This is a genomic window from Reinekea sp. G2M2-21, assembly GCF_015687175.1.
Lineage (GTDB): Bacteria > Pseudomonadota > Gammaproteobacteria > Pseudomonadales > Natronospirillaceae > Reinekea.
Window position 1 is genome coordinate 14,830 of the sequence record NZ_JADPQG010000006.1, and the last position, 12,106, is coordinate 26,935.

At 49.4% G+C, this 12,106-nt stretch carries 7 protein-coding genes; 2 read left to right on the plus strand and 5 right to left on the minus strand.

The genetic code is table 11. The features are described from left to right. Window position 1: 1 nt before the first annotated feature. Window positions 2–2,149 carry a CHASE2 domain-containing protein gene (locus IYN85_RS19130; protein ID WP_196160552.1) on the minus strand — a complete coding sequence of 716 codons (2,148 nt, stop codon included), beginning with the start codon at window positions 2,147–2,149 and terminating at the stop codon, window positions 2–4. Window positions 2,150–2,727: 578 nt separating this feature from the next. On the opposite strand from IYN85_RS19130, the gene IYN85_RS19135 reads away from it, so the two are divergent. Next, a complete protein-coding gene (locus tag IYN85_RS19135) occupies window positions 2,728–5,442 on the plus strand; it encodes a hypothetical protein (RefSeq protein ID WP_196160553.1) in 2,715 nt (904 codons plus the stop codon). Between the two features lie 77 nt (window positions 5,443–5,519). On the opposite strand, the gene IYN85_RS19140 is transcribed toward IYN85_RS19135, so the two are convergent. From IYN85_RS19140 to pulA, 3 genes are all read right to left on the minus strand, one after another. Beyond that, window positions 5,520–6,050: a GNAT family N-acetyltransferase gene (locus IYN85_RS19140; RefSeq protein ID WP_196160554.1), complete on the minus strand. Its 531-nt coding sequence runs from the start codon at window positions 6,048–6,050 to the stop codon at window positions 5,520–5,522. Beyond that, window positions 6,026–6,328 carry a DUF2007 domain-containing protein gene (locus IYN85_RS19145; protein ID WP_196160555.1) on the minus strand — a complete coding sequence of 101 codons (303 nt, stop codon included), beginning with the start codon at window positions 6,326–6,328 and terminating at the stop codon, window positions 6,026–6,028. Before IYN85_RS19145 ends, IYN85_RS19140 begins: the two co-directional genes overlap by 25 nt. A 150-nt stretch (window positions 6,329–6,478) precedes the next feature. Next, the gene (gene pulA, locus IYN85_RS19150; protein ID WP_196160556.1) at window positions 6,479–10,057 is read right to left on the minus strand and encodes a pullulanase-type alpha-1,6-glucosidase; all 3,579 of its coding nucleotides are present in this window, start codon (window positions 10,055–10,057) and stop codon (window positions 6,479–6,481) included. A gap of 259 nt (window positions 10,058–10,316) precedes the next feature. On the opposite strand from pulA, the gene IYN85_RS19155 reads away from it, so the two are divergent. Then, window positions 10,317–10,679, plus strand: coding sequence for an MmcQ/YjbR family DNA-binding protein (locus IYN85_RS19155; protein WP_196160557.1), 363 nt, complete (start codon window positions 10,317–10,319; stop codon window positions 10,677–10,679). Between the two features lie 64 nt (window positions 10,680–10,743). Here IYN85_RS19155 and malE read toward each other — a convergent pair whose 3' ends face one another. After that, window positions 10,744–12,006, minus strand: coding sequence for a maltose/maltodextrin ABC transporter substrate-binding protein MalE (gene malE / locus IYN85_RS19160; RefSeq protein WP_196160558.1), 1,263 nt, complete (start codon window positions 12,004–12,006; stop codon window positions 10,744–10,746). Window positions 12,007–12,106: the final 100 nt, after the last annotated feature.

Consider the following 12,106-nt stretch of genomic DNA (forward strand, 5'->3'; position numbering starts at 1 on the left):
GTTATTTGGTGGTGAAAGTATAGACGCCATCCCAGAAGAAGGGGGGTGGCTGGCGACGAAATTCAAGAATCCGTGACAGAAACAAAGCTCTGACGGAATCCAGATGCAAGTCTCGGTACAGGTTTTCTGCCTTATCCCATTGCTGGCTCTGATAGTACGCAAACGCCCGCTGCGACAATATCGCCATATCACAATGACTTGCGTACTGGGTTGGAGAGTCAACTTCATCGGGTAATGGCAGGTATATCGCCATAGGTTCGGTTTTGCCTTTCACCCGCACATAATCAAGAAGCACGCAGGGCCGGGGTGTGCTCAGAGCCATTCGAGTGGTTTCGCTGATGACCACCGGAACACCGTACATTTTTGTAATGCCTTCCATCCTGGAAGCCACGTTGACCGCATCGCCAATGACGGTGTAATCCAATTTCCGATCGCTGCCAATATTGCCCAGCACCACATCACCGGTGTTAATACCGATACCAATTTCAATGCTCGGTAATGCCATTTCCGCCAACCGTTGGTTTACGGTATCCAATGCTCTCATCATATCCAATGCGGCTTTCACAGAACGGTCGGCATGATCACTGACCGGTATGGGCGCACCCCAATATGCCATGATGGCGTCGCCAATGAACTTGTCGAGGGTTCCGAAATTATTGAAGATGGCGTCGGCCATTTCACTGAAGTGACAGTTCAGCAGAGTCACTACTTTCTCCGCTGGCAACGATTCTGAAATTTTAGTAAAGCCACGAACATCGGAAAACAGGATGGACAGAGTTTCGGTTTTACCGACACCGGCGTGTAATATCTCATCCCGTTGGGCAAGTACTTCGTCCAGCATGGCTGGCGACACATATTGCGACAACATCCTCTTTACCCGACGTTTCGAGGCACCTTCCGTGACGCTCAGGTAGGTAAAGGACCAACTCCATCCCAACGCAAAACCAGTTAATGGCTGCGTGACATTCAATTGCAGGTTATGGACCAATGCCCATCCACTCAGCCACCACCACAGTAACGGAGTACCAACCAGAAAGATCATTTTTAACCATAACCAAGGGATATTGAATGCAAGCACAACGGCGATTAATACCATGATGGCAACCGCTATTTGAGTATGAACGGTTTTCACAGGCCGCATTAGATCATCTTCAAGAATATTGGACAGCAACGCAGCGTGTACATATACGCCAGGTGCTTTGGTATCGTTAATCACGGGTTTGGTATCCTGTAGCCCGATGGCACTAGCCCCAATCAAAACGATTTTATTTTCGAAGGAAAAAGGATCTAAGGCTAAAGATTCAACCTCGCCTTTGGTAATCTGATCCCATGCCTGAAAGACGCGGGCAATGGATATCGGGTTCATCTCACCATAAAAATTTACCAACACCTGTGAAGTGTCGTCCAAGGGAATGGATCTTTCCTGAACGTTCAGTTCCCGATCTTTACTTCTGAATGTCAACGCTGTCTTGTCTAACAACAGAGGGGTCAATGCAAAGGCAGGAAACACCGCATTCTGATACTTCCAAAGCGGTTTTACACGGCGATAAATGCCATCTTCATCAGGATCAAGACCGACGACGCCAATGTGTGGTGTGCTTTGGGCAATGATGGGAATCGGTAATGAATACGAATTTTGTTGGCCACTGACCACCGAAGCCGAAACCGGTAACGCGAACTTCTCAGCAATACCAACAGGCAGTGGGTTGTTTAAAGTTGAACCAGATTCATCTTCGACATCCTTGGTTAACAACATCGCGTGTACGGTGCCGGGGTACGCCCCGCTTGCCATCGCCAGTTGCTGGTCATGAACGGAGTAATCTTCTTGGCTATCAAAAGTGGTCGCTTCTGGTTCGGTAAATAAAATATCAAACAGCACCGCCTTAGCACCACCGAGCGAAAAAAACTCTATAAGTTCGGCGTATACGGTGCGGGGCCATGGAAAAGACCCCAACGAGGGTGACATGTAGGCCAGTGATGATTCGTCGATCAGCACCACACGGACAGTGTCGGACAACACAGTCTCCTCGCGAATATCTGAAATACGCTTGTCGTATATCGCGTATTCCAGTCGCCATGTCCACGACTGTTGCGCGGAAATCAGAACCAGCACGAAGCTGATCACAAAGACCCAAAGTTGGGTGCGCAAACGCCTGAAGGATTCCGAATTAAGGTTCAACTGTTGCGTCTCATGTCAGGTTGATTACAGACTGGTTTCGAGTTATTGGCCTTTCCAACACAGCGCTGGGAACATTATAAAAGCAGCTTAGCCATCCCTGGAAAAAGAAGAACGAGCAACAATTTATACGACACCGACCTGATTAGTTATTTCAGTATAGGGGGCATTTCTGTTTTCGCTGATGCTTTCTGAAACCACGTGAAAAAGTACAAAAGTCAGTTGGAGTCCAGTCTGTAAAAATGGGACTGAGAGTCTGACTTACCGGTCAGCTAAACACTCATTGTTACCTTATGTAAACGGCTAGGCAGTCGCATGAACCTGTAACTGTTACCGACCGACAGGGTTATCTGATTTTGTGTCAACAAACTGTCAATTGCAGCAATACTCAAACACAAATTGAATCTATTCTGTTCGGGCTAAAGCTCAGGTCCGAGACCATACTTTAAGACGCAATGGTGAGCTGATGTTTTCGTAGTGCTGCCGTACCTAAGGGCAGAGATTTGCGATTCCATGGCTCGCATTCGTCGTTTAAAAATTGGAGCCTTGGAATGAATACAAAACTAATTGCCGGAATGTTGCTGACCGGATCAGCACTGTTTCTTTCATCCTGCGATGAAGGTGGCGGTGGTGGCAACACACAGTTCAGAGAAGTAGATCAAACGCTCACACTAGAGTTTGACTTAGATACCGCAGTCGCCTTGGTGGCCAACGAGGACATTGTTACCGAAGAACGCTCACTTGGCGGTGGCTTACCGACATTCCGTGCCGTTGGCGGATCCGCATCGCGGATGGGCATCTCGACGCGTTCCATGGTCAGCCGAGTCGGCGACCAAACCCAGGCGTCTGATGTTTCAGGTACTAATTTACTGGCCTTGGACGATCAAGGGGTTCTGAGCCCTGCGCTGGTGACCAACTTTCCATTAAAAGTCATGTATTCAGTTGCCAGTCCATTAGGCGACAAAATTTATATTGCGCTTGACCCAGGTTGGTGGAGTAACGAACCTCAGGTGGATGAAAACGGAAACTGGATTGATTTTTCACGCGTCATCGCTGAATCAAACTGTGCGTTGTTTGAAGTTGACGTCAATACAAACGAATTCAGTTGCGTTTCCGAAGGCATGTTTGTACAGCAAATGGATGACAGCTATATGAAGGCCGTCAGCGGAAATCAGAAACCGATCCAATTTGATGCAGCCGGGAATCTGTATTTTGCGGGCACAACGTTTACGGTACAGGAAGATTCTTGGGACAACTGTTTCTTCGACGAGTCCCTTGAGGAAGAGGTTTGCGAAACCATTACCAACAGTTGGTTAAACCAAACCAATTGGCAACCTCGCATATTCAAGCGCCTGGTCGGAGAAACCAACGCAACTGCCGTGACGCAGGACAATGAATATGTAGAGTTTTTCTCCGTCTTGAAATCGGGTGAACTCGTCTATCAATCACGCAATGAATCTGACTGGACCGCATTACTGAAAATGCTCCAAGGTACTAGCATCATCGATTTAACCGATGGAACTGGTTGGGGTATCGACTTCTTTACGGTGGACGATCGCAATGCCGTTATCTTTGGGCAAGCAGACTGGTCGGGTTCAGGTACGAATGGTTTACGCTTCGCAAGACCCCGAACCACCTTTGGTGTTGAAAAAGCCTCCTTGGACACCAGCCTGTTCGGTGGGAACGAAAACAGCGGCTGGGGAAATCCAAAACCCCGACGACTGATGGTAAGTGACAACGGTCGCATCTATGGTGTGTTCGAAGGTGGCCGGGATACCTATGACAACAGCGGCAACCATACTGGCTGGGAACAGACCTTGACCGTGTATCAAATTCTGCCATTTGATGGTGTTCCAAAACTTGAATTGGCTTTGGGTACGAATGACTGGTGGTATTGGATGCAGAATACGCCTTTCCAGGTTTCTGGTGATCTGCTCTATTATAAAGACACGGTCGATGTTCCCTATCTTGGTACATCAGACATTATTGTGATGGTTGATCTGAACACTCGTGAGCACACAGAACTGTTAATGCCTAACATGTCTACCGGTGTTGGCCGCTATGAAATTTATAACTGGCGCCTTGCTGGAAAAGAGCTGCATTTTTCAGGCTTGAAGAAAGACAACAACACGGTGGTCACAGGTGTTATCGATACTGCGTTGTTTGACTCTGATGTCGACGAATCCGTCTACTTTGAATTAACGGAAGTCGCTTCAGCCGCCGGTGCCTCGTCTGCGATTAAAGACATCGAAGTGATCCGTCAGGTCAGTAACGAAACTGACCCTGCTACAGAGCCGACCATGACCTTCTTCCAAAGCATGGAAAACCTGTTTTCAATGAGTGTCGACTTTAGCACCACTATGGATTGGGATTCTGTAGAATCCAACCTAACGCTAGTGTCCAGTGACGGTAGCGAAGGTTTCCTGAATGACGGCAACATAGACATGATGAAAATCTGGGTGAATAAGACTTTACATATTATTCCTGATCTGGATGGCCTGGCCGATAGTTCGTCAACGACACCTATGACGCCCAATAACACTTACACCTTAACAGCCGCGACTGGTACAGCAGATAGCTTTGGCAATGCCACAACGGCCGATACGGTTTCAGCCATTACGATGCGGCCCGACAACGGATGGTACGTCAACAGCGCTGATGTTCTTTTATATGCGGGACGAGCGGATTCAAGCTGGGCATGGTCAACCTATGACCTCACTCAAGCCAGTGTACCTGCTAACTTCGAATTGCTGTTTGATGCCAAAAACCTAAGCTGGGACGGCATTGAACTTATGCTCTTTGACGTTGCCGGTGCAGAATATCAACGCACGTCATTCCGTATGGGTATGAATGGCTGGTCTTGGATTGACTACGTGACCGGTGTCGATATGTATGGCAATCCTCAATGGTCTTGGGCGAACGGACAAAGCAACGAGATTTTCAATGGCAGCTGGAAGACTTACCGCCTTCGCGTCTTTGGCAATACAGTGAGCGTTGAAAGCAAACCGCAAGTCCCACTCGATGCGGACTACGTCACGGCAGACGTCTTGTCACAGACCGACTTGTATGACCGAACTGGCACTGATTACCGACTGATGTTCCGTGTCATTCAACCGATAGGCTTAGACAATATCGTATTGAACACGCTGGACGCCAGTGGCAATGAGACGGCCGCAGGAACCTTCAGTGAAGACTTCACAGGCTATACCGTATCTGGTTCAACTTTCGAAACAGATTTAACCAGTACGTATAACGACATCTACTAGCAAGGCTCTGCAAAAGTAGAAAACGACAAACCGCCTCTTCGAGGCGGTTTTTTTGGACCATGATTTTTGCGACCACATTAATCGAGCGCGAGCAGCTTCACCATATAGCGCGCATCCTCACCGTAGCTACTCATTTTTGGCTGTTCTTCGGCAACAACGAATCCCTGTTTTTGCCAGAAAGGGACACTGTTTTGAACGGCAACCAGCGCGATAGTCTGACAATGTTGCACGGCTTTTTCAGCATAAACAGCGTCGAGCAGTGCTTGGGCGATGCCCTGCCCTCGTGCGTCAGGATCAAGCGACAAATCATGAATATACCAATGATGGGAAGAGGTGAGTTGCGCGCTGTTCAGCAAACTGTTTAACGGCGGGACTTGCTGCGGCTTATAAGCATGCGAAAGGCAATAGCCCACCAGCGAGGAATAGCCATGGAGCGTTTTTTCAGCGACAAAACTGGTTTCTTTACCCTGCTTGATTTTATCCAGAATCACGTCTGGGGCTTCCAGGAAATCATGACCATAAGCCAGCACCTGAAGGCGGTTTAAACTGTCCAGGTCAGCTTCATGAATGTGCCGGATGCGGATCACAACCGGCGCTCGGTCTGGCATTGCCAACACACTTCGAAAGACCCGCTGTTTTTTTCGCCACACTGCGAACAGAACCATTCTTCACGACTTTGCTCGTCCATCTGGGCAATCAACTGCTGAGCTTGTGCTTGGTCCCGCTCATCCTGCAACCAAAGTTCGGCCCAAGTTTCATTCGCGGAAAGGTCTCCCGTTGCGCCAGCGGCATATTCATTGCGCACGATGGTTTCAATGTGATGCAAAGATAACAGATTCTGAACATTCACAACCTGGTACAACAGCGGATGCGTGTATATCAACATAAGAACGTAATTTGACTAGTCAGTTGGGTTGCCAAAGGTAACCGAGTATTGCAGTTCGGCGCAACCACTGCGAATGGCAGCCACAAAAAACCCCAGCCTGTCTGCTGGGGTTTTTTATAGACGAAAAGCGTGCTTCAACTCATAACGTGTCTATGGTTTTTTCGACACTTTAAATCCTGGCGCCGATTTGTCATTGAGATCCAATTCAAAGCGGTAAACACCATCTTCTGCGAGCTGAAGGTTCATGACACCGCCAGGGGCGGTCAATGAGACTTCGGCCCCCTCTTTAAGGAAGGCACCCAATTTTCCGTATTCCAGACCCGCATTATTACCGGTTTTCACTTTGTAAAAGCCCTTCTTCAGTTCAAGTTCAATGGCATACACACTATTACCCTGAAACTGAAAGGCGTTGTTCGCGCTGAGATTATCCCAACTGGTGAGCGTTCCCAGCAGGTATATCTTGTCTTTCCCCAGAGGCGGCATCTGAGTGAGATCCTTCTCTGTTACTGGCAGGCCAACACCTTGGCCACCTTGTTGCGGTTGCACGAAGACAGCCACACTCAAACCGGGTACCCGGAATTCACCATCGACAAAATGAGCGTTGTGGATAACCGAATCAACCGACTGCTGTTGCAAGGCATGCAATTGGAACCCGGTAGCACCCGGCACTGCAACACCTTGTGTCACGTCCGAAGCGTTAATCACCACAACAAGGGCATCCACCGAGGGGTCACGGTCAATCAAGCCTTGCCCATCGTTTATCGACATGACAATAACACCGGGAATTTGCTCTACGCCGGTATTGTGGAAATCGACACGCTGCTTCACCGCCAACTCCGTGGGCAAATGGAACAACGCACTGCTTTTACGAATCGCCAGGAACTCCTGAAACACCGTTGCGGCAAACTCACGATCCGTGGGTTCGGTGTAGGTTTCCGGATTGGCGAACGCGTTTTTAATCAAGTACCAGTTATTGCCATCTTTGTCGGCGCGTGGCAAACCTCTGGCCCAGGTACTGTCCTGAAAGCTGAAATCAACGGCGTTAAACCAATCGCCACTATCGTAGCTGTCTCTTTCCATGGATTTGGAGCGCAGCAGATCAGAGCCCATGTGGAAGAACGGTACACCCTGCGCCATCATGTTGATGGCCAGACCGAGGTTTTGCATTCGCACTCGTTCGGCGGTAGTGACGTAGTCGGCGATGCGGTATTGATTGTTGTCCCACAATGTTTGGTTATCGTGCTTAGATATGTAGGTGATGTTTTCCTGCGGGTCCAGGGTGTAACCGGCGGGCTGGCCGTTGTAGTCGATATCCTTACCGTATGCTGGAAAACCATCTTTGTTGACCAGCAGATAATTTCGCAAATTTCCGGCCAAACCGACCCGGATCTGATCCGCCTTATGCAACAGATCGTCCTTGTCATGCTTGGCATCGGTGCGTTTTTCATTCGGTAAGTAGTACAGCCCGTTAGCAAAGCCCTGGTTAATGCGCAGATAATCGCGTTCATCGAACGGGCCACCACCACGAACGGCATCGCGCAGACGGTCACTGAAGGTACCGATACCGGTACCGCCCATATTCCATTGAATGGCGTTTTCACCACGCGCGCCATCCACCACTTCGCCAAAGTTCCAACCCTCGCCATAAAAATAAACGTGAGGACGAACCGCCTGAACGGCGGCATAGGCTTTTTCCATATTGGCTTTCATGTGATGACCCATCAGGTCAAAACGGAAGGCGTCGATCTGGTAGTCCCGTGCCCACACCACCAATGAATCAATCATCAGTTTTTCCATCATGCGATGTTCAGTCGCGGTATTTTTGCAACAGGTTGAGTTTTCGACGGCGCCAGACAACAGGTTCAAGCGATGGTAATAACCGGGCACGATTTTATCGAGGACGGATTTGTCTGCGACACCGGCCTGATTGGTGTGGTTATAGACCACGTCCATGACCACGTTCAGGTTCATATCGTGAATCTTCTGCACCATGGTGCGGTATTCCAGAATTCGAGCGCTGCCATTCGGGTCGGTGGCGTAGCTGCCTTCGGGCACCGTGTAATGATAAGGGTCATAACCCCAGTTGAAGTTGTCGAGAGGACGCACATAACTCATGAAGTCCTGTTGCTTTTCACTGTCCGCAGGGAACGACGCAAGCACGTCACGAATCGTTTGTTCACCGTCGCAGTAGTGACCATAATCACTGGCCACAAACGCCTCACTCAACGCACACAGGCGTGAGACTGGATCGTCTATATTGGCCTGCTGATCGTCAAACTCAATCGTGGTGGCGATATCGAATGAAGGCAGCAGATGCAGATGCGTTAAGCCTGCTTTTTGCAGCGCCTGAATGTGTCGCATACTGGCACGTTGACTCTCGGTGAAGGCGCCATATTTGCCATTCAATGCCGCAGAACCGGTACGATCACTGAGTGTTAAGTCGCGGATGTGTGATTCGTATATAACCATGTCCTCCGGCTGCGCCACAACATAGTCGCCACGCCCCCAATTCTCAGGCTTCAGGCTGGCCGCGTTCAGATCGACTACCTGAGAGAATTCACTGTTGGCGCTCAGGCTTAAACTGTAGGGGTCGGTGACTTCATAACGTTCAATGGCATTGGTGTCCGGATGAAAAACCTCTACGTGATAACGGTAGTATGCTCCGCGTTCATCTTTTTTCGAGGTCACCACCCAAGCACCGGTTTGCTCATTGAAATCCATCGCCAGAGTCTTTGGTTTTTTAGCCAAATTTTTATAGAGTTTCAGCTCAACATTCAGAGCCGTCGGCGCCCAGACACGGAAAGTCGTTTGACCATTGTCGATAACGGCACCCAGTTCCAGATCCGCAGCGGCGTCAGCGTACAAGGCATCTAACACCCCTGCCTTCTGGACTTGGGTCGCAGTTTCCAAGCTGCCATCCGGATTAAAAGTCGCCACCACCAACTGATCTTTCACCATCTGTTTTATATCGAGATCCGCTGGCAACTGCCAAGCTTTAAACTCGGCCAGCTGCGGGTACGCCGCTTTCAATTCATCACTTAAAGTGGTGCGCGTCAGGGTAACGGACTCGCCCCCTTCCATGGTCTTTTCAGCCGCATTGGTGCGCAGGTTGGCGTCTTCGCTGTAGTAAAGCTTCACCGTCGGCACGACACCCGGATTAAACACCAGCGTTCGCTCGTCAAGCCAGTGTGCTGCGGCACCGTCGATGGCAATAGGAGGAACCAAATGCGGCTCGGTGTATAACTTGGACACGCCTTCGAAGGTAAACAGGTATTGGCTGCCATGCAGATCCCGATTGAACCGATGATCCAACCCACCCACGTCCTTATCGTTCCCTTTATGGACGATAAACATAAAGTCGCCCCAGTTATCGGTGTTCATCGGGACAACGTAATAGGCGCCAAAGTCGGGGTGAACACCGTCGTGTGGTCTCGGGGCATCCCAACTGGTGCCGTCCACCAGTTCATTCACCCCGTTAGTTCGACCGTCACCATCCCACAGATGCAGCCCCCAGCCGTCGTAATTGCCGTCGGCGCGTTTATAGAAAACAACCGCCTCGTTGGCTTTGGCCTGATAAATATCGAGTGCACTGATGTCTACAGCAGTGGTTGCTGCGGCCACTTCAGACCCCGTTGACGATGCTGAGTCCGTCACCTGACAGCCGGATAACAGTAATACACTGCTGGTCAACGCTATCGCGATTCCGCGTAACATAAAGGTAGGCTTCATTGTGAATCCCTTTTGTTTGTTTTATTTTGGGGCCTGTTCAGACAAGTGTACGAAGATTCCACCGATAAGCGCTCGGTCGGGTTATGGCTATTGCCACAACTGAACAACGACCGGCCAGGAATCCAAGATTGCCTTGTCTGACTCAGGGACATTTGACGAACACGCTGAAAACAGGCACCCGCCACACGTAATTTTGCAGTCATCCTAGCGTGCTTCGTTCAAGGTTGAGACCTTAATTTAACAGGGGTTTGATTTAGGAATGGCAAAAAAAGATTTAGAGTATTGGCGATCACGCTGCTTGGCCAAAATCGGCAGTGTTGAAGAAACACCTTTTGGCCCGGAAATATTGGTTTATAAGGTCAGTGGCAAGATGTTTGCGCTCATGGGCGTGGAACCACCGCTGAGCATTAACCTGAAGTGCGATCCACAAGAAGCGATGATATTACGAGACACCTTTCCTGAAGTGATTCCTGGCTACCACATGAATAAAAAGCACTGGAACACGGTGGCACTGGACACTCAATTGGACCGAAGCCTGATTCTTGGCTGGATCGATGATTCTTACGATCTGGTGGTAAAAGGTTTGCCCAAGAAAGTTCAGTCCGCATTGAAGTCTTCGTAAGGTTAGTGCTGATACAAAAAAGCCAGCGATATGCTGGCTTTTTGATGCTCACGTGTCTGGTTGGTTACTCGGTGGCGGGTCCAGCCAGATAATGCTTTCGGGTCCACATTTTCATATTATCCAGACGACGCAGCTTTTGAGAAATATCTTTCAAGGTTGCTTCGACCGGCATTTCACCTACGACCATCGGTTGCAGGTTAGCCTGCATGGAGCTCCAAAAACGCTTCATTTCAGGAATGTCCGGCATGGTTTCACCCGTTGCAGCCATAGCAAAGGTATGGGCAATCAGCGGGTTGGAATCCAGCTCTGCCTGCAGCTTTTTATTTGCCGCGGCACCTAACGGGCGATCAGAATCGATGGTCTTCACACCTTCGTAAACCAAGACGTACTCTTCCATAAACTTTTTAACTGCAGCTTCGTTTGGCGAGAAGCTGTTCACGTAACCCGCCAGAAAGCCTACAAATGGGCGACCGAAACCAGAATTGCTGTCGACAGCAGGGAACTTACCCAGCCCCCAGTTCACGCCACTTTCGTTCAATTCATTCCAGGTCCACGGGCCATTGATGGTCATCGCAACATTGCCATCTTTAAAGGCTTGCATCATGGCACCCCAGTCCTGGCCGTCGTCGACTTCAATGACGCCTTCACGGTACAGCTTGTTTAACATACTGATGCCTTTGACTGCGCCACGGTTATCCAAACCCACGTCGACCAGTTGGTAGACTCGATCCGCCTTTTTGAACGAATAACCGCCACCGGAAGTGATAAACGGCCAAGTAAAATATGTATCTCCGTACTTGTAATTCAACGCACGCTTGCCGGATTTACGCAATTGTTTGTCTAACGCAATGATTTCATCCCAGGTTTTAGGTGGACGAGCGATAAGGTCTTTGTTGTAAATGAAAGAAATCGCTTCCATCGCAATGGGGTAGCCATATATAGAATCACCGACCGTCACGGCGTTCCAGGCAAATTCATGCAGCTGGTCGTAAACTTCTTTTGAAGGATTTACCGGTTGCAGGTAACCGTCGTTAATCCAGTTACCAATGCGGTCATGGGCCCAGAAAATGATATCCGGACCTTCGGTGGTAGCCGCCACACGAGCGTAACGGTTCGCCGGATCATCGTTACTTTCGTAATCATCTTGGGTTTGGACGATCACACGAATACCGGTATCAGCGGTAAACCGCTCCCCGACTTCGCGCAAACCATTGGATCCTTTATCGTTATTGATCCAGACCACCAGTGCGCCTTCTTCAAACGCAAATAGCGCGCTGCTGGTTAAAGAAAATATAAGTGTCAGTGATATGAGTCGTAATTTCGCCATCAGGTGCATGCTTGTCTCCGCAGCCTAAGTGTGTTTTAAGGTGCCGGAAAATTATTATTGATAAGGGCACCAAGTTACTTTTTTATTATTGGCCCCGTCC

Coding starts and splice junctions, on each gene's coding strand:
- IYN85_RS19135 (WP_196160553.1), top strand. CDS start 2,728: ATGAATACAAAACTAATTGCCGGAATGTTGCTGACCGGATCAGCACTG.
- IYN85_RS19140 (WP_196160554.1), bottom strand. CDS start 6,050: ATGCCAGACCGAGCGCCGGTTGTGATCCGCATCCGGCACATTCATGAA.
- IYN85_RS19145 (WP_196160555.1), bottom strand. CDS start 6,328: ATGTTGATATACACGCATCCGCTGTTGTACCAGGTTGTGAATGTTCAG.
- pulA (WP_196160556.1), bottom strand. CDS start 10,057: ATGAAGCCTACCTTTATGTTACGCGGAATCGCGATAGCGTTGACCAGC.
- IYN85_RS19155 (WP_196160557.1), top strand. CDS start 10,317: ATGGCAAAAAAAGATTTAGAGTATTGGCGATCACGCTGCTTGGCCAAA.
- malE (WP_196160558.1), bottom strand. CDS start 12,006: ATGGCGAAATTACGACTCATATCACTGACACTTATATTTTCTTTAACC.